The following is an 18,217-nucleotide window of genomic DNA, read 5'->3' as shown; positions in this document are numbered from 1 at the left end:
TGGAAATGACCTGTTTCTTGCCGCTGGCCAGTGTAATGGTCACTTTGATTATTATTTGAATTCCAGCCCTCAGCCTTTTCATTGACAGAGGGCTAATTTTGGCTTAACAATTATTGAGCATCCCTTAACTGATCTACAATGCTGCATTTTGCTGCGTTATCATACATCATGCAAGGAATCAGCCACCCAAGCAGAAGAAATACCGGAATTGTCAGCAGGACAGGCAGAACGGTGAACCGATACTCAAAGAACCAGAACATACTGCCCAGCATTTTCCCCGCAAGAGGTCCCACCGCCAGTGAAAGCACAAAGGCCGCCGCTACGGAAGACAGTGCGTAAAACAACCCCTCGTAGATCAGCATGGTTTTGAGCTGTCGGGGCGTCATTCCTACAGCCTGAAGCACAGCAAATTCCCGGCGGCGGGAAAGAATACCGGTCATCATGGCGTTGAAGAAATTTAAGAGTCCCACCAGCCCAATGATAGCACAGAGGATACCACCGATCAGAAGGAACATCTGCCGGAACTGAGCAAACTCAGAGCGAACCGTGGCTTTGCTTTCATACATCAAGGGCGAAAACTCACCGGCCGTGAGCTTTGACAGATATTGCTCTGCTTCGGCCTCGTCAGCTTCGTCCGCTGTGTCGAACAGGTAGAGCATCGGAACGACTGCACCACCGCTGTCCCTCTGTGCGGTGTCCACAGGCAAAACTGCGTTATATCCAATACCACCATAACGATAACCCATGGAGTTCGGAAGTTCTACCAAGGCGCAGACCGTGTACTCTACATCTCTGGCCCCATACAATTTTGCCTGAAGGTACTCCTCCGGTGTGTCTTCGTTGCACAGTTCCCCGGTGCGGCTGTCGATATATTTCACATCATCCGCATAGGTAGCCGTGATCGTGTCTCCCACCTTGGGGTAGTATTCAGGATTGGGTAGATTGCCGTAATCATCCAAAGAAACCGCAATGGCAATGGCGTTATTGTCCGGCTCCAGCATAGGAGAAATATCTCCGTCGAACACTTGCAGCTTGTCAAACAGACTGTTATCCAGAGCCTCGATTCTGGTATCTCCCATCACCATATTGCCCCGGTGCTCCATGCGGCTCATATGGCTGTCCAACTGCTCGGCACTTTCGTACCGTGCATAGTCTTGCCGCAGAGCATCCTCCGTCATCCACAGGTATGCGGTTTTTCGCACAGCATATCCCGTGCCGGAAAGACTGGCCTTTGTGTTTGCTGCGATCTCCTCGATCTGTTCTGGCGTGATGAATTCATCTGCCGGGTTGAAACGGAAGTAGTCGGGAGTGCTGACGATAAAATCGGCGCAGGTCATGGAGGATACATACTTCTCCATGCTGAAGCCTCCCACAAAGGCACACAGCGCATTGAACAGTGTCACCGACAGTGCCAGAGACACCACCACCAGCACCGTCTTTTTCTTGTTTCGTCCCAGATTGGCAAAGGCCATCTGATGGAGCTTGACTCCCCGGGTGCTGCGCTGTTTTTTCTTAGTCTGTATCGCATCCGTATATTTGGTAGCCTCTACCGGAGAGACCCTGGCTGCCATTTTTCCGGGCTTGGAACAGGACAAAAGCACCGTCAACAGGGCAAACAGCATGGAACCAAGGAAGATCACAGGCGAAGTGCTGATGGTGGTGATGCCTGCATCCAACTGGGTGGAGCGCAAGACAACAGGTACCAGAACAGCGCCGATGCCGTAGCCCAGCAACAGTCCTGCCGGAATGCCGATCAGACAAAGCAGAAGTGCCTGCTGGCGAATGATACGTTTGAGCTGCCGGGGCGTTGTGCCAATGGTTTTCAGAAGTCCGTAAAACCGGATATCCCCTGCAACAGAGATCTGAAAAATGTTATAGATGATAAGATACCCCGTGAAAATCACCAGCAGCAAAAAAGCTGCTATGGCGATCATCAGCTCTGGATCGAGCTGTGACTCCAGCTGGGATGAGGTATATCCCCAGTTGACGCCGATCCGGACGCTGTTGGGATCGGTATAGCTGTCCCATGTGTATCCAAGATCGGTATCCACCTGCTCCATCTGCCCTTGAATATTTGTGCTGGAGGCCAGCATGACATTCAAATCGGTGCGGAAAGGCTGTAACCCTGTTTTCACTGCCTGCGCTTCGATGTCATCTGCGTAATCACGGCTGATGTTGATGTAGTGAACAGGCATTAGTTCATCATATTCCCAATAGCCCACCAGCGTAAAGGTATCTGTTACAGTAAAGGCGGTTTGATCCTTGTCCGTGATGGAATAGGAAACCGTGACCTCGGCGCCCAGCTCCGGCGTTACGCCAAGCAGCTGCAACGCTGCCGTATCCATGGCTACTTCTTTGCCGCTTTCGGGCATCCGCCCGGTAGTAGGGGTGGCATAGCTCCATTTGGTGCAGTTGGCATCCATGTAGCTGATCTCTGCAGGCGTTTTGGAAAAGACACCATCCACAGTGATGCCGATCACCTTCCGTGCCCCCGCAGCCTTCACCTTTGGATGAGCAGCGATACGTTCCGCCTGCTCGGGGGAAACATCTTTAAAGGTACCGTGTGCATAGCCACCTACCTGCCGAAACTGGTAGGTTTCATAACTGGCGTTCAACGACAAGACAATGGTGAACATGGACGTAAATAGCATCGTTGTCAGCGCAATGGCAAAAATGGCGATCAGATTGCGGCGGCGGTTCGCATAAAGGGATTTTAAGCTGAGCTTTCGAATACATTTTCTGTTTTTGACATTCATCGTAGCCACCTCCCGTTAGTTCTGGGAGACGATCCGACCATCTTCGATACGGATAATGCGGTCTGCCATCTGCGCAATTTCTTCGTTGTGAGTGATCATTACGATTGTCTGGGCGAACTTTTGACTGGTGACTTTCAAAAGGCTCAATACATCCTGGCTGGTTTTGGAATCCAGATTGCCGGTGGGTTCATCTGCCAGAATGATAGCGGGTGCTGCCGCCAGCGCACGGGCAATGGCTACTCGCTGCTGTTGACCGCCTGAGAGCTGATTGGGCAGGGCATCCAGACGGTCGCTCAGTCCAAGCGTCTGCACGATCTGCTGCATAAAAGCCTTGTTTACCTTTCCGCCATCCAGTTCAGTGGGTAGAATGATATTTTCATATACATTCAGCACCGGAACAAGATTGTAGCTCTGAAATACAAAGCCGATTTTCCTGCGGCGGAAGATGGTCAGCGCTTCCTCCTTCAGGGAGAAAATATCCTGTCCGTCCACTATGACAGTGCCGCTTGTAGGGCGATCCAGCCCGCCCAGCATATGCAACAGCGTGGATTTTCCGGATCCGGATGTGCCGACAATTGCAACAAACTCTCCCTTCTTCACACTTAAATCAACTCCATCCAACGCATGAACTGCGTTATTACCGGAGCCATAAATCTTTTTCAGGTCTTTTGCCTGTAAAACCTCCATAAACGAGTACCTCCATGAAAAAATCTGTATGTATGAAAGGAAATGATCCTTTGATACATACAGATTATCGCATAGGATTCTTTCCACATTCTTTCCGGCAGAAAATGAAATCTAACAGTTTTGATAGAATTGTTGTTATTTCGGCAGAAATATGGAAAACGTACTTCCTTTTCCCGGAACGGAAGCAACCTTGATATAACCGCTCTCACCGGATATAATCTGTCGGGCAAGGTATAAGCCGATGCCAACCCCTTCTTGTTCCTGAACAGCATTTGAACGATAAAAACGGGAAAATATCTTTGCCTGCTCGTTTTCAGGGATACCTGAACCGGTATCCGATATATCGATCCTTGTAAACATTTCGTAACTTATGGTAGAAATCGTGATTGTTCCATGCTCCGTATATTTGATGGCATTGTCTACAATATTAGCCAGTGCTTCCGCTGTCCATTTGAAGTCAAATGTAGCGGAAATATCTGTATCGTACAGATATATGGATAATCCTTTTCCAGAAGCCTTGGCGGCATATTGTTCTACTACGCTTTCAAGCAGCGGCTGAAGTGATGCTTGCTGAGGGGAAAGTGAAATGATCCCATTTTCCAGTCTGGAAAGTTTTACGAGAGAGTCAATCAGAAATCGTAGCTTTTCCGATTGTTTGTACAGTGCCTCCACGTTTTCCTTTGCCGATGCAGGCAGAGTTTCCTCCATCAAAAGCTCGCTGTATAACAGCAGGTTTGCAATCGGCGTTTTCGTCTGGTGGGAAATGTCCGCAATCAAGGATTTGATTTTGTCTTTTTCCTGTGCCATATTTCGAGAAGATGCTTCTGCGGCAGAAAGATAGTGTGCAAACTTTGTTTCCAAAGCAGACAGCTGGCTTTCATCAAAAGTGATTTCAGAAAAAGAACCGGTCATGGCAGCGTCCAGCATCCTTTCGATTTCTTCCATCGTTTTTCTGACCTTTCTCCGCTCCCATAATACAACAGCTGCCGCCGCCAGAGAACACAGCAGTATGATCACAATGCCGGTTTTATTCATCTTTTGTCACCCAGCTATAACCGATTCCATAGACGGTTTTAATGTATTTCTGTGCCTCAAGCTTATCCCTCAGACGCTTGATCGTAACAGACAAAGCATTTTCATCCACATATTCAGCACCATCTGTCCAGATCCTGTCTACAAGGTCTCCACGGGTCATGGTTCGACCACGATTTTCAACAAGCAGACGCAGTAATTTTTGTTCTGTTTTACTCAATTCCACTTTTGAATCTCCCACATAAAAGGTCATTGCTTCAAAGTCAAAGTGAAATAGATCAATATGGATCGGTGCATTTTTATGGCTTGACGTTTGCTTTCGCAGTTGGGTATTCACTCTTGCCCGCAAAACCGAAAGAGAAAAGGGCTTGGTAATGTAATCATCAGCGCCCCTCTCCAGTCCGTCCACGATGTCCAGATCGGTATCATTGGCAGTCAGCAGAATAACAGGAATCCCGGGTGTGGTTTCCTTGACATCCCGTAGCAATTCAAGCCCACTGCCATCCGGCAGATTGATATCCAACAGGATCAGGGATACACCGCCGCAAAGCAGCTGCTCCTTCGCCGTTTTCAAGTCTTGGCAGGAAATGATCTTCCGATCATCTACTTTCAGTGCTTTGCATAAACCTTGATTCAAACCAATATCATCTTCAACAATCAATAATTGCTCCATATATCTCACTCCCTCGTTCCTCAAAGGTATTCGGCAAAGTTAATAACAAGACACAAAAATAACCGTCCCAGCGTGAAGTGAACGGTTATTTTCAATCAATTAAGTATGTGGACTAACCGTCTATCGGCAGCACACTTTTTCTATAATCATATTAGCACGCATATGTGACAATGTCAAAAAATTTCTTCATTCTCTTGGTTATTAATCTCCTTGATCAGCTGTACTGCTTTCTCTGCATCATCGGTTTTCACGAATATATTCACACCATATATTCCAAATCCAGGTGCTCCATGCATTGCAACATTCGCACCTGCTTCCTGGGAAAAAGCTTCTATTTCACTTTGCTTTAACATTTCTACGAGCTGTTCTGTCTCTACTATATTCTGTGCATTATAAATCTTTGTCCATTCTGTCTTAGATTGGGAAGTTTCTTTTCTCTCCTGAACATTTGGTGAATTCTGATTTCTTTTTCGATTAATAAATGCTAAGGTCCTAAGAATAATAAATGACACAATAGTAATACCTATCAGAAATCCCAATGCCAATCGTGTTATCTGTGTTTCTGTAGCTCCCATTCTAAATAAACATATACCATAGATGACTGTAAAAATTCCTGCACATATTACACTGGTGAGAAAATTTCGCCATATAGCAGCACTTTTTGGCAGGCATTTATCCCATATTCCATTATACACCATAATAGCTACATATAGGATTCCTCCTACTAAGACAGTTACTATCTCTCCCAAAACCAAACGAGTATCCACCATTAATAGCATCTGAATAATAATCGCTAACACACCAATCACAAACATTGATGCAAATGCAAGATTTCCAGCCTTTAATGCTTTTTGTTTCACCCATTCTTCATACACCGCAACTTTGTCCAGTGTTTCTTTCATATCTTTATTCATAGTCTGGCTCCTTTCTCCATCCAGGAGCTCTCTCATCTCAACATCGTAATATTCAGCAAGTTGAACAAGTACACTGAGATCTGGCATATTTATTCCTGTTTCCCATCTGGAAACTGTTCTTGCAGATACCCCAAACTTCTCGGCAAGCTGTTCTTGCGTAAGATTCTTTTCTTTACGACATTGCTTTAAAAAAGCTCCAATCTTTTTTGTATCCATATCTCTACCTCTCTTCCACTTACAGCTTACCAATATGCACCAAAATTACCACGACATAAAACGAGAATCCGTTAATTTTCAACCGGACATCTTATGTCTGGAATAAATAAACGGTATTTTCATACCGAAAACAAATACCTATAATCATTCCAACATTCAAACAAGAAGTATCTCTCGCCCAATGCGCTCGGTCAATTCCGATTTGAGTTAAAGCCCAAGAGGCTTTTAATGCCCCTTATGCTTTTCTCTTTTCTTTTGCTGTTTCAATTCAAACATTCGCTGTTCTTTCGCCTCTTTTTTCTTGCGATTTCTCTCTTTACGCTCCTGTTGGTTATGTTCCTGCTGTAATTTCAATGCTTGCTGCGATTTTGTGCCAATACCTGTTCTTATTGTCTGCTTTTTTACTTCTCGATGCATCCGTTTCGGATTTCTTTTTATATCCTTTACAACAGTTTCAACAGCCGGACTGAATTTCAAACTGAAATAGTATTGTTGAATATATTCCTGCACTTCGTAATCTTTTGGTTCTGCACCAAATATTACCTTTGCTACAGATAATTTACCATCCTCAATACGCTCGAATACGCCTACCCAAAATGGTTCTTCAAAATATACCGTCAGTTTTCCATTTGTTTTGTCCATAAAAATCCCTCCTAAAATGAATTGAACAAAGAATGGACAACCCGGAGGGGCAGGTTACTTACCCTATTTACATAGGACGGCTGGGCTACCTACCAGCTCTAGCATATCTTAAAAATATGCATTGCGTTTTTATCTTGTTTTTATCATATAAAGTGCAATATCACACAATATATCCTTACAATTTATATATTCTAATTCCTATAGTAAATCTATACAATCATCTTTTCCATTGATAGTACGAGACGATTTTAACATAATACTTTATCTGCTTTCAACACATAATCATGGGAACATATAATTCTGCTTCTCTGAATGATATCACCTCTAACAGAACAGTTTCCTTTTGCACAGCCTTCTATCGGTGTAAAATTTTCGCAGGAACCACATTTTCTGCGTTCCTTTTTCATTCCACGTCCATCGCACCGGATCATTTCATAACCAACAATGTATTTTTGCAGTTCATCTTCCGGGATTGTTTTTTCCAGCTTTTCCCCTGCATCATTTCTCAGTTCAAAATGAATATCCTTGCCATTTATGTCTGCTTGCAAGGCTATATTATTATTTAAGAGACCTTCCTCGTTTAACTCATTGATTTCTTCACAATCCAGATTTTCAATAAATTGCAAAATATCTTCCATTATGTCTACAGACAAGCCATATCCTCCAGAGCTGTATTCATAGAATATATTTCCATAATAATCGCCTTCTTTTAAGGTTATCGCAATCACATAGTCCCTGGATTTGTAATCATCAGATAGATCATGGTATATTTTTGTCTTCTCCTTATACTGATATCTGTTCTGGTTCTCTTCCCTGTACTTTTCATTTCTTATTTTATCGACTGCATTTTGTTTTTCTATCTTTGCTTCCATTGCAGCATAACCATTTTGCTTAAATTTTTCTATCAGCTCGTCCCCATAACAATCACGAAATTCTTCTCTACATTTCTTTAATGCATCCAGTTGTGTAGATAAAAACTTATCAAAGAAGCTTTCCGGAATATGCAGCCTGCTTGAAAATGGTCTTTTTCTCTTTGATATCGTTCTTTGAGTGCTGGCATATCCCAACACTCCCATAGACACATCTAACACCCCTGCTAATTCTACTGAATTTAATTCATAGACCTTTTCAATCGCATCATAAATATTTATTTCTACACCGACTCCCTGTTCATCCTGTTGTAAAAGATCCAGAAATTTTTCATAACTTATTTTACATCTATCATAAGGTCCCTTAATATACCAAGGTGCTTTTTTCGTAATCTCCGTATAATACTCCAAAGAAGCTTCCCAGTCATCGCACTCTTCGCCTTCCTTGCATGTAGTATACATGCCGCACACACCATTGGAATCAAATCCACACGTTTTACAAATCTTATCAATTCTCACACTTATCACCTCAATCCATCAACATTTTTCTGCATAGATAAATTTTATCATCAATGCTTTCCTTGTAATTATACACTTTTTCTGATGATATTGCTATCTGCAAGGATATTTGAACTTACTATTGAACTCTTCTTACTGAAAAATATAGATACTCAATTTGAATATATTTTTTCGACAATTACGTAGTATTTCTGTCTGAGGATTCTTATTGTCCTTTTGGGGGATTATAAATAAATTTTATTATATATTTATATGATTTTATACTGAAAACTTCAAAATAGAGATACTATATTTATATTCGAGGAAAAGAAATCGAAAATATGCACAACATTACCATTTTCCGAATACGATCTTTTTTATCTAATTACTCAATTCTTACTGTAACTGTTTTCTAGTAATATTATGTTTTTTCATAGTCGTATAAATGCTCAAAAAACCATTGAAAAAACCGTGAAATGTGCTATAATTATTCTCCGTTATTGAACAAAGTACTAATTGACATCCAAATATTTTTCAGAAGGACAATTATGCGTAAAAAATGAATTAAGAATAATACTTATGTGAACGTTATTGCTTACATTGATAATAATCGTCAATTTTGGCATTTTGCGTCAAATCAAAATATTGATTAATCTGATATAAAAATATCCTCATTACATGATAAAGAGAGATTATCTTTGAATGTCGCATCATTAGGCAATGACTTCTTGTTTAAAAATTAGTAGGAGATATAATGGAAGATGTAAATGCAATACACAGAATTTTCAAAAATTTAAAATATGAAATGGATAATAATGGTTGGGTCTATCAATGGCATTTAGGTGATGAAGAACCTATAAAAGTAACTCATAAATTTTACCCACCTGTATCCTCTGAAGAATTTCAGTTATTTGAAAAACACTTCCCCAACATGAAACTTCCCGCTTCGTATAAAGCCTTTTTATCTTGTTCAAATGGAATGGAGCTTTTTTGTGGAGAAGAGGGTAGTTCTCTAGTCAGCTGTACCATCTACTCTTTAAAAGAAGCTCTTAATCAAAAAGAGGTTTGGAATAATACACCCATTTTATCTGATCCAGAATTCACCTATCATCTTCCCATTCTTTTTCTGCAAGATATAGGTGATATAACCATGGATTTACAAGCTGTATTAGAAGGTAGAGAAGATTATTTATGTTATCCAGCTCCTGACACCGATCGTTTTAACCTTCCTTTTAATGAATGGTTGGAGCGCTATATTGTATGCCAGGGACATGAATTTTGGTTTTTCTTAAATCCGTAACTACCAAAATACTTTCTCTATATTTTTATTTAAAAATATATGTTTATGAAAAACACTCTGACTACTAATAAGTTGGAGTGTTTTTATAATTTATATTATATTTATAGATTTACTCTCAGTGCTACACATTCCGGGGGGTGAGGGCGTCCCCAAAGTGCGTTTTGATATCCAAACGATATGCTTGCCGGGTACTTCCAAACACTTTTTAAGGAAACCATACCATCCGTCCAACCATTTTATATTAATTCTCATCCGTATTATCGTTCTTCTCCATTAGCTGTTTCAGCTTTTTATTTATTTTACTTCTATTCTCCTCCTGTAATTTTCCGCAGAATAGATAGCAAAATTTCAGTGCAAACCACCAGATATACAAAGCTTTAAAGCTCTGGAATGCCTGATCATCCAGCATTCCATGTGCCACATTGTTGCGCATGTTAAATCCAAATTTTGAACAGAAAATCGTATTTAAAGCAAATATAAGGTCTTCATCCAGGCTTTCTTTTACTCCTTCCAATTCTAAGACAGCGTGCATTGGTTTTACTTCTTCAATCCCTTCTTCATTCATGTTGTAAACAGGTTCTCCACATTCCACTGCCAGATATCTTACTGCATTTTCTATCTGTGGAATCAGGATACTTAGCGCCGTCAAAAAATCTCCTGAAAAGCCAAACATAAGACCCTTGGTATACGATTCTTTTCTCCCCTCCGGAATCGCACAACTTACATCTACAATCTTTTTTACATCACTCTCTTCGATCACAAATCTGGAACGAATATATTCAAACGTATTTCTCACCAGGATCTGTGCAAAATAATCCATCTCCATGGTTGCTGTCCGCTCCATATTATCCTTAAGCGCACCTTCATCGATTGTTCCATCGGGCTTTTTCACAGGCCCGCTTTTAGCAATTAATTTTCCTCCTTTTCCAAGGATTGCCGCTGGAAATATCGTGTGCAGGATCCCAGTCCTATTTAATACCTGATTCTTTACCCTTTCTCTTTCCGGAATCGGAAGAAATGAAGCAAAATAACATAATGCCTCTTCTTTATCAAGATCTTCCAGTTGGCGGAACAGTTCTTTTACAATGCCGCTGGCATCCTGTTTATCACTCCATACCATCATCTCCGAAAGGGAAGCTTCTTCTATCTGTGCTATTTCCTGCAACAGTGCCTTTCTTTCTTCTTCCGTACCTTGTATGGTCTTTAACAACTGAATAACCTCTTTCAAATTGTGAATCTTTCTCATTGAATTTCCTTTGGAAGAGGCCCCGGCATATTCAGCCTCCATCCGGACAGCCTGAATCTTACGTCTTCGTGTCGCAATCAGTTTAGGTTCAGTAATACACTTTTTCTTCAGCCAGTTATTTTTTCTGCAATAGAGTTCTTCCAACAGATCACAAAACTTACCAATGAGCAGTGCATCGCAGCTATTATCATCGTAAGTTTTCAAGATATTTTCCACATAAGGGATCAGATATCCTGTATCCACTTTTTCCTCCATGGCAGTTTTTATCAAATATCCAATTTTTGCGTGGCTGCTGTTATCATACTCTTCTAATACTTTTATCAGCAGATTCTTTCGCACCTCTTCATTGATTTCCTTGCTTCGGATTTTTTTAGAGATAAACAAGATCCGGTTTATAGCCATGATATGATCTGCAAATGCACCGGTGTTCTTCAAGTGTTCGCAATAAGCCGTTTCTGCTATTTTAGCATTTGAAAAATCATTTTTCACAACCCATAAAAAATCTGATATCTTTGCCTTGTTGATCGGTGCGATGGGATAGCTTCGGATTTCCTCCAGCAATGCCTGATACTCTTCTCTATTTATATCTTTCCGATTCCAAATGCTGCGGGCATAGGAAAACGGTACGTCTTTAGGCGTATCAATCCATCGTTCCACAATAATATCCACCAGAAGATTCCTGAATTCCCCATCCATCGTTCCGCAGAAATCTGTCAGTGCTTTCTCTGCCGTTTGAAAATTAGGTCCTTTTAAAATCTCTGCAATCTGCTCTGCCATTTTTTCTGCCATACATATTCCTCCAACCTTTTTCTATAGGAAAAGTATAACGTATTTTTCTTTTTCCTGTAAAGCAGAAAGACCTGAAATTCCAGGTCTTTCGGTCATCATTGATTAGAAATTGAAATTCACACTCTATTTTATATCCTTGGAACCCATAGAAGCCGCCCATCCAGCCTGAATCCTTTGTATTACGTTTCCATCCCGTGCATCAATCGTAAGGAGTGGAACACCTGCAGCATCCATCGTCACGTCTCCCATGACCGGTCCATCCTCCCCATTTCCGTACTCATACTCTGGCTCTTTGGATGTCCAGGTTCCATAAAAATCCCACACCGGGATCAGGACTGCTTCGGTATCGCTGCCTTCACTGTCTGGCATGCACATATAACCCAGTTGTACCTTTGTTATGGTTATCTCCGCACTCTGTGCATCAATGGACGGATAACGGTAGTGGCTTCCTCCATCGACAGAGATCAGCCGATTCTTGTCTTCTGTCATTACCTGCAAAGTGATCGTTTTTTCAAAGATATCCTTGACCTCATCAAAAGGAAGTAAGAACAGCCTCTCATCGGAAGCATTCGATGCTTCTATGGGATTTCGGTGCAGAAAACTCTGAAGTGTCCCACTGCAAAAGTCCATCGTCAGTACTTCATTTTCCCATCCTTCAGACTGTCCTTCATGAAGTGTTCCGTCCTCATTTTCCCATTCAAGAGCCTGCTCATTAACAGGCAGAGAGGTTTCCCTCACATAATTAACCGGAACCCCGTCTATCATCCGTTCAAAAATGAAATCATCTTTTTCCAGGGTAGTGCTTCCTTCAGTAAGTGCTTTTGAGGAACTTTCAAATATCTCCCAGTTTCCGGACACAAGACCTGAAACCTTCTCCTTTGCTTCCTTTTCAGATACTTTCCCGCTTCCTGCCTTTATATAATTTTGAAAGCGTTCTTCCCTTTCTTTTTTCTCACTCGATTCCAGGGTCATGTCTCCACAATCGTCAAAGATAAACTTCGCTATCCCAAATCCGAGTTCCTCCACATCCGATACCTGCTCACTCTGTGTATAAGAATACCGATAGGTCAGTCCATCTACTGTATATGTCCCGCCTGTTCATTCTCATTCTTCTCTTCCTGCATGGGCTGTCCTTTTCCGAATGTGTCTTTTATTTTATTCTGTTCTTCTTCAGGAATCGCCACCCTTTTTACTTTTTTTAAACAGATTGCATCTACATCCGGGACTTTTACCGGTGCATCCGCTGTCAGGGTAAAATTCATCGGGGTTTCTTTATCCTCCCGGTCCGCTGATCTTAGATCTGCTTGGATTGTTGTCTGGTATGTTTCCGGTGCCTCTACCTGTTCTGCGACGGTTTTCTGAACTGTTTCCTTTTTCTCTTCATTTTTCTGTTCTGTCTGATTCTTTTCTTCCACAACAGCAGACTGGACAACACGGTCACATCCGGATAATGTCAAAAGATTCATACACAGAACGGCTCCCATAAACATTCTTATTTTCTTCATCCTTTTTCCATCCTTTCCTTTCGGTATTAAAAAAGGTACCCTCTTCTTATGAGAAAAGAGTACCATATTGCTTCGCCGATGTATTCATCAAGATGTAAACAAATTGTAAATCAGAAGATGGCTCTTACCGTGGCCCCCTCTCTCTGTCTGCTTTCGATTTTCAAGCATCCGCCATGGATTTCAGCCACCTTCACACAGAGTGCCAGCCCAAGTCCGGATCCGCCTTCTTTTCGGCTTCGTGATTTGTCCACCATATAGAATGCATCTGTGATCTTTCCCAGTTCTTCCTCCGGGATCCCCATTCCGGTATCCGACACCTCAAAGATCTTTTTTCCAGCTTTCTCATAAGCCTTTACCCAAATGCTTCCACCGGCATCCGTAGCCTTTAGGGCATTGTCGATCAGGTTTATCAGAAGGCTTTCCATCAAGGCCGGATCCATTTTCATGGAAAAGGCTTCACATTCCATCTTGAGGTGCACCGCTTTCTTTTCTGCCTGTTCTTTTTCCATGTCTATGACATGGTTTAAAAGGTCACCTGCCATGGTCATTTCCATCTGTATGGCATGGTTCTGATAAAGCCCCAGCATCTGTAGCATCTTCCCAGAAAGAGCCTCCAGGCGTTTTCCCTCCCGGTTGATATGTTCCAGTGCCCGGTCTTTCTGTTCATCTTTCAGCTTTACATGGCGCAGGGTATCCGAATACCCGATAATGGACGTTAACGGGGTACGCATTTCATGGGAAAGTGCCCCATGAGCAGCTCCTGTTTCTCTGCCACTTCCTGTAGCTTCTCCATCTGTTCCACAGTTCTTCGCATCATCATATAAATAAAAAGGCCGGCGATCAGGAACACAGCCAGATAAATTCCCAAAAACCAGACAGCGGTCTGTCTCAGCTCTGCAAAAAGCCCTGTGACTTCCCGGACAGAGAGGACTTCGTATCCTTCCGGTCTGGATAATGGTTCCAGCTGGAGAAGGAGGTATTTCTGTCCCAGTTTCTGTATCTTGTAGGCATACGGATCTCCTTCATCCTTTAAGCCTAAATTTTCGAGTCCCACCACTTTATAATCTGTCAGGTTTTCAATGACGGCATTGCTTTTTCGGTCGATCAGGGCCATGCCTTCCCCACAGCATCGCTGGAACTGAAATCCCATATAAGCCCGCTTTCCAGTCTCGGACATCTGCTCATATTTGCTGTTATCCCAAAATTGTTCCAGGAGTATCTTGCCATTTTCCAGCTGTCTTCCGTAGGTCTCTGCAGCATTATTGAGGCTTCGTTTTCCTGTGATATAAAGACTTAGCGTTCCCACTGGGAGCAGGGCACATAATAACGTTACCAGCATAAGAAGTACCGTTCGTTTCCACAGCTTCATCCTTATTCCTCCAGACGGTATCCAAGTTTCGGGATCGTCCTGATCTCATCATAAAGTTCCAGCTTTTTTCTGAGCTGTCCGATATGGACATCCACCGTCCTGCTTTCTCCCAGGTAGTCTTCTCCCCAGACCCGTTTTAACAGTTCTTCCCTTCCAAGCGCAATATTCTTATTTTGCAGGAGCAGCACAAAGAGGTCATATTCCATTGGCTTTAGGCTTACCGGAAGCCCGTCTTTGTAGACCTGATGGCTTTGCATGTCCACCAGGATGTTCCGGACCGTTAAGACTTTCTTGGCCCGTCCCGTCCTCTCCAGTACCTTCTCAATGCGTACCAGAAGTTCCAGCATCTCAAAAGGTTTTACCATATAATCTTCCGCACCCAGCTTTAATCCCTTCACCTTGGAAGCCACATCATCCTTTGCAGTCAGGTAGAGCACCGGAATATCTTTCTTTTTAAAATCCTCCATAAGTGCAAATCCGTCTTTTCCCGGCAGCATGATATCCACCACTGCCATATCTGCATCCTCATGCCATAAGAGCAGCCGCTGGGCTTCTTCCCCATCATAAGCTGCCACAGTCTCATATCCTGCCGCTTCCAGATTCATGCACAGCAATTCTGAAATTGCACGGTCATCTTCTATCACCAAAATTTTATTTTTCATTCCTGATGCCACCTCTAACGCTTTTTCTATAGTATAGTTTTTTATATCCCAAGTCTACATTGCATTTGTTATTGCCTTCTCATCATTTATACGCATCAAGACACGATAATGTGACCAGTTCAATTCAGGACACAGTGTGTCTCGAATTAGAAAAGTATAATAAAACTGAAATTATAGATTTTTGTCTCTTTTCTTTTTTGCCATTACGAATCCCAAAATTAAAGTCAAGTTCATAACCAGTACAACTATGCTACCTTCAATTTTACAGCTGCCACCCGACAAAATTGAATTTCCACTAATTACCATGTTGAACAAATGCGGATAATCTTCTGCTAATGATACTCCACCCAAAATAATTGCACCAACTCCATTCCATAAAAAATGGATTACAATCGGAGCAACTAAGGATTCCGTGTATTCCAAAACTGCCGTCACGAAAAGACTCATTGTTATAACGTTTAGTACGGGAAGTATTCCTGCTTCAAAAGCCCCACCATGTGCAAATGTAAATAATCCGGTAGAGATAAGGACAGCGACAACGATGTTGTAATTATTTTTTATCATCTGATACAAGTAACCACGAACTAACACTTCCTGCATAACGCTATTGATAAAAGCTGAAAATAATTGTAAAACCAATAACTGACAATAATGGAATCAATTCTGCCCAAAATCTCCAGACTGCCGCACTTTTTGTATCTGGTATAGGCAAAATTCAAGCACATATAGCCCAGTCTACAAAAAAGGCAAACGTTTTTAATGATACCAATACTAATTTCTTCATGTAATATTTTCCTCTACAATCCAGATTTTCTTAATTTCACAAACTTGAATCCGTCGATTCCTTTATTATCTAATCTGTTAGCAATTTATCCAACAGCATCTGCCTGTTGTTTATGAACATTTCTGTTATCCGATAGCTCTCTGTTTCTTCATATTCGCATAAATGTATTCGTCCATCATCAAAACAATAGATATCTGCATCAGGTATTCCTAACAAAATTGGCGAATGCGTAACTATAATAAACTGTGCTCCCTCTTTTGCACAACTATATATTTGCATCAACAATGTAAGCTGTCTCTGTGGGGATAATGCAGCTTCAGGTTCGTCAAAAAGATACAAGCCATTTGGACGCAGATTATTCTGTGCCAATGCGAGAAAACTCTCTCCATGTGATTTTTCATGGTATTTAGCGGAAGGATGTGTGAGATCCGCATATTCTTCTTCCTTCGTTGCAACATTATAAAAACTTTCAGCCCTAAGAAAATAACCCCACTTTTCCTTCCGATAGCCTTTGGAAATTCTTATCGCATCACACAATTCTGAATGTGTATCATGCGTAGAAAAAACATAATTCTTTGTTCCACCCTCCGGATTAAAACCATGTGCTACAGCAAGTGCCTCCAATAAAGTCGATTTACCACTGCCATTTTCTCCGACAAAAAAGGTAATTGGTTTATTGAAAACAAGTTTTTCAATCTCTTTAAAAGCCTTAATTCTCTTTAAATAACTATCGTTATCAATTCTATTCCAATCGAATAATACTCCTTGTAAGAATTGATCATTCATCTAATCACCTGCCTGTAAAAAACACTTTCTAATCTACCTTTTCTTGCTCTTTGGACAAGAAGCATCATTCGCTCTAAATAGCTCGGTCAACTGGAAGTTCTGGATGCGTATAATATGCGAAAAAAAACTTAACTCCATCTTAAATATAGTGCTGAGTTTCACTGTCATTCTTTAACACCATTTTTACCACACCAAGCAATGCTGCAAACAAAACACCAGCAACCGGCCATACAATCCATGTAATATCCCAGCTCATCGTCCAGAAGCTCCATGCAAGGTAAATCGCTGTAGTCAAGCACCAATATACACCAGAAAACGTGTCAGTCTTTTTCTTAAACAGTTTTTCTTCTTTTGTATATTCGCCTTCCTGAAGAAGGGTATCGTAACTGCTTTTTACCATCCCAACACGAACCAACAGATTCACTCCTATTGCAAGTATGAACAGCAGCAATCCAACGGAAAGGCCGAAACAATAGTCAGACGTTTCCATGGCTCCGGCAATAATTGTCGGAATCACTGCCAGTATACAAAGCACTACCCCAACAGCTGTTCCTCTGATAAAAATCGGTTCATAGGAATCTTTTTTTTCTCGTACTATTCCAGATACACCATACTCTGTTTCAAAGCATTCTTTTTCAAAATGTTCCATATGTGATTCTCGCATTCCATATGTAATAAACAAAAAGACGGCTGCCGCAACCATTCCAAGCAGAAAAACACATCCAAATACTGTTGCCAGAGATTCCGAAACATGAAATACGTCATCTTCTGCCATTGTCACAAGAACAATCAATAATATTGGACTTGAGATACACATACTTGTTGCGTTTGCCACTACTTTGGATCCATTTCTTTTCATGTCAAGAAATTCATTTGCATTCTCCATAGTTACTTTTTTCAACGGTTCTGCATAGCTTTCAGTACTTTCGTGATAGGTGATATTTTCTGCTTTCATTTCATCTTTTAATAGGTAATCTGTACTAACACAAAATAGCTCCGACATCTGTAAAATTCTTTGCAAATCTGGAACAGCTCCTGCACTTTCCCACTTAGATACTGCCTGTCTGGATACGCCCAACTGATTGGCTAGTTCTTCCTGTGACCATCCATTCTTTTTTCTTTCCTCTGTAATCTTATCAGCTAAAATCATTTTTTTCTCCTTTTGCAGATTTTATGAGCTCAATATAACAGTTTTGCTGTTTGCATTCCACCATTCCGGGCTGTAAATCTGTCAACCAGCAGTTGCAAATCACAAAAGAACTCTATGAATCCCGATTTTCCAACAATACAAGCAGGAAATTATTTATCATCTGTATTGTTTTCCTTTTTCTTATGAGTCGAACCCAAGCAAAGAAATGAAGAACCAAGACATAACCATACTATAGCCATAGAACTTTCATTTCCACTCGTAAAGCCAATAGCTGACGCTATGAAAAACAGAACTGATGCAATGTAAAATAAAATTGATTTGTTTATCCCTTTTTTCATA

18 protein-coding genes are annotated in these 18,217 nt (G+C 41.4%); 1 reads left to right on the top strand and 17 read right to left on the bottom strand.

Annotated features, from left to right (window positions below):
* Positions 1-110 precede the first annotated feature (110 nt).
* The 7 genes from EYS05_RS15830 to EYS05_RS15800 form a co-directional block, all read right to left on the bottom strand.
* Positions 111-2,756, bottom strand: a complete 2,646-nt coding sequence (locus EYS05_RS15830; protein ID WP_138277523.1) for an ABC transporter permease — start codon at positions 2,754-2,756, stop codon at positions 111-113.
* Positions 2,757-2,771: 15 nt separating this feature from the next.
* Positions 2,772-3,443, bottom strand: a complete 672-nt coding sequence (locus EYS05_RS15825; protein WP_138277522.1) for an ABC transporter ATP-binding protein — start codon at positions 3,441-3,443, stop codon at positions 2,772-2,774.
* Between the two features lie 135 nt (positions 3,444-3,578).
* A complete protein-coding gene (locus tag EYS05_RS15820; protein ID WP_118513832.1) occupies positions 3,579-4,478 on the bottom strand; it encodes a sensor histidine kinase in 900 nt (299 codons plus the stop codon).
* Complete coding sequence (locus EYS05_RS15815; protein WP_138277521.1) at positions 4,471-5,148, bottom strand: response regulator transcription factor; 678 nt, start codon at positions 5,146-5,148, stop codon at positions 4,471-4,473. The genes EYS05_RS15820 and EYS05_RS15815 overlap by 8 nt, the downstream gene beginning before the upstream one ends.
* Positions 5,149-5,321: 173 nt before the next feature.
* Positions 5,322-6,278, bottom strand: a complete 957-nt coding sequence (locus EYS05_RS15810) for a helix-turn-helix domain-containing protein (RefSeq protein WP_118607978.1) — start codon at positions 6,276-6,278, stop codon at positions 5,322-5,324.
* Positions 6,279-6,503: 225 nt separating this feature from the next.
* The gene (locus tag EYS05_RS15805; RefSeq protein ID WP_118253786.1) at positions 6,504-6,920 is read right to left on the bottom strand and encodes a YjdF family protein; all 417 of its coding nucleotides are present in this window, start codon (positions 6,918-6,920) and stop codon (positions 6,504-6,506) included.
* A gap of 248 nt (positions 6,921-7,168) precedes the next feature.
* The gene (locus EYS05_RS15800) at positions 7,169-8,308 is read right to left on the bottom strand and encodes a hypothetical protein (RefSeq protein WP_118513838.1); all 1,140 of its coding nucleotides are present in this window, start codon (positions 8,306-8,308) and stop codon (positions 7,169-7,171) included.
* A gap of 733 nt (positions 8,309-9,041) precedes the next feature.
* Here EYS05_RS15800 and EYS05_RS15795 point away from each other — a divergent pair.
* The gene (locus EYS05_RS15795) at positions 9,042-9,587 is read left to right on the top strand and encodes an SMI1/KNR4 family protein (protein WP_138277520.1); all 546 of its coding nucleotides are present in this window, start codon (positions 9,042-9,044) and stop codon (positions 9,585-9,587) included.
* Positions 9,588-9,828: 241 nt separating this feature from the next.
* On the opposite strand, the gene EYS05_RS15790 is transcribed toward EYS05_RS15795, so the two are convergent.
* The 10 genes from EYS05_RS15790 to EYS05_RS15750 form a co-directional block, all read right to left on the bottom strand.
* Complete coding sequence (locus EYS05_RS15790) at positions 9,829-11,622, bottom strand: DUF4209 domain-containing protein (RefSeq protein ID WP_118607975.1); 1,794 nt, start codon at positions 11,620-11,622, stop codon at positions 9,829-9,831.
* 123 nt (positions 11,623-11,745) lie between these two features.
* Positions 11,746-12,648, bottom strand: coding sequence for a DUF6034 family protein (locus tag EYS05_RS15785; protein WP_243119159.1), 903 nt, complete (start codon positions 12,646-12,648; stop codon positions 11,746-11,748).
* A 50-nt stretch (positions 12,649-12,698) separates the two neighbouring features.
* The gene (locus EYS05_RS17795; protein WP_243119158.1) at positions 12,699-13,127 is read right to left on the bottom strand and encodes a DUF6034 family protein; all 429 of its coding nucleotides are present in this window, start codon (positions 13,125-13,127) and stop codon (positions 12,699-12,701) included.
* 110 nt (positions 13,128-13,237) lie between these two features.
* A complete protein-coding gene (locus EYS05_RS17790; protein WP_243119157.1) occupies positions 13,238-13,858 on the bottom strand; it encodes a sensor histidine kinase in 621 nt (206 codons plus the stop codon).
* Positions 13,843-14,496, bottom strand: coding sequence for a hypothetical protein (locus EYS05_RS17785; RefSeq protein ID WP_243119155.1), 654 nt, complete (start codon positions 14,494-14,496; stop codon positions 13,843-13,845). Before EYS05_RS17785 ends, EYS05_RS17790 begins: the two co-directional genes overlap by 16 nt.
* 2 nt (positions 14,497-14,498) lie before the next feature.
* Positions 14,499-15,158: a response regulator transcription factor gene (locus EYS05_RS15775; RefSeq protein WP_044961767.1), complete on the bottom strand. Its 660-nt coding sequence runs from the start codon at positions 15,156-15,158 to the stop codon at positions 14,499-14,501.
* A gap of 171 nt (positions 15,159-15,329) precedes the next feature.
* Positions 15,330-15,758: a CPBP family intramembrane glutamic endopeptidase gene (locus tag EYS05_RS15765; RefSeq protein ID WP_334295810.1), complete on the bottom strand. Its 429-nt coding sequence runs from the start codon at positions 15,756-15,758 to the stop codon at positions 15,330-15,332.
* Positions 15,759-16,011: 253 nt separating this feature from the next.
* Positions 16,012-16,728, bottom strand: coding sequence for an AAA family ATPase (locus EYS05_RS15760; RefSeq protein WP_118064567.1), 717 nt, complete (start codon positions 16,726-16,728; stop codon positions 16,012-16,014).
* Positions 16,729-16,867: 139 nt separating this feature from the next.
* Positions 16,868-17,878 carry a helix-turn-helix domain-containing protein gene (locus EYS05_RS15755; RefSeq protein WP_118064565.1) on the bottom strand — a complete coding sequence of 337 codons (1,011 nt, stop codon included), beginning with the start codon at positions 17,876-17,878 and terminating at the stop codon, positions 16,868-16,870.
* A gap of 149 nt (positions 17,879-18,027) precedes the next feature.
* A complete protein-coding gene (locus EYS05_RS15750) occupies positions 18,028-18,216 on the bottom strand; it encodes a hypothetical protein (RefSeq protein WP_005342828.1) in 189 nt (62 codons plus the stop codon).
* Position 18,217: the final 1 nt, after the last annotated feature.

The sequence above is a fragment of the Blautia sp. SC05B48 genome, assembly GCF_005848555.1.
Lineage (GTDB): Bacteria > Bacillota > Clostridia > Lachnospirales > Lachnospiraceae > Blautia_A.
The sequence above is the reverse complement of the archived record's forward strand: the minus strand, read 5'-3'. Positions and strand labels throughout refer to the sequence as shown.

Bases quoted from the DNA above. Each gene is read 5' to 3' on its own strand.
- EYS05_RS15830 (WP_138277523.1), bottom strand. From the start codon at position 2,756: ATGAATGTCAAAAACAGAAAATGTATTCGAAAGCTCAGCTTAAAATCC.
- EYS05_RS15825 (WP_138277522.1), bottom strand. From the start codon at position 3,443: ATGGAGGTTTTACAGGCAAAAGACCTGAAAAAGATTTATGGCTCCGGT.
- EYS05_RS15820 (WP_118513832.1), bottom strand. From the start codon at position 4,478: ATGAATAAAACCGGCATTGTGATCATACTGCTGTGTTCTCTGGCGGCG.
- EYS05_RS15815 (WP_138277521.1), bottom strand. From the start codon at position 5,148: ATGGAGCAATTATTGATTGTTGAAGATGATATTGGTTTGAATCAAGGT.
- EYS05_RS15810 (WP_118607978.1), bottom strand. From the start codon at position 6,278: ATGGATACAAAAAAGATTGGAGCTTTTTTAAAGCAATGTCGTAAAGAA.
- EYS05_RS15805 (WP_118253786.1), bottom strand. From the start codon at position 6,920: ATGGACAAAACAAATGGAAAACTGACGGTATATTTTGAAGAACCATTT.
- EYS05_RS15795 (WP_138277520.1), top strand. From the start codon at position 9,042: ATGGAAGATGTAAATGCAATACACAGAATTTTCAAAAATTTAAAATAT.
- EYS05_RS15790 (WP_118607975.1), bottom strand. From the start codon at position 11,622: ATGGCAGAAAAAATGGCAGAGCAGATTGCAGAGATTTTAAAAGGACCT.
- EYS05_RS17795 (WP_243119158.1), bottom strand. From the start codon at position 13,127: ATGAAGAAAATAAGAATGTTTATGGGAGCCGTTCTGTGTATGAATCTT.
- EYS05_RS17790 (WP_243119157.1), bottom strand. From the start codon at position 13,858: ATGCGTACCCCGTTAACGTCCATTATCGGGTATTCGGATACCCTGCGC.
- EYS05_RS17785 (WP_243119155.1), bottom strand. From the start codon at position 14,496: ATGAAGCTGTGGAAACGAACGGTACTTCTTATGCTGGTAACGTTATTA.
- EYS05_RS15775 (WP_044961767.1), bottom strand. From the start codon at position 15,158: ATGAAAAATAAAATTTTGGTGATAGAAGATGACCGTGCAATTTCAGAA.
- EYS05_RS15765 (WP_334295810.1), bottom strand. From the start codon at position 15,758: ATGCAGGAAGTGTTAGTTCGTGGTTACTTGTATCAGATGATAAAAAAT.
- EYS05_RS15760 (WP_118064567.1), bottom strand. From the start codon at position 16,728: ATGAATGATCAATTCTTACAAGGAGTATTATTCGATTGGAATAGAATT.
- EYS05_RS15755 (WP_118064565.1), bottom strand. From the start codon at position 17,878: ATGATTTTAGCTGATAAGATTACAGAGGAAAGAAAAAAGAATGGATGG.
- EYS05_RS15750 (WP_005342828.1), bottom strand. From the start codon at position 18,216: ATGAAAAAAGGGATAAACAAATCAATTTTATTTTACATTGCATCAGTT.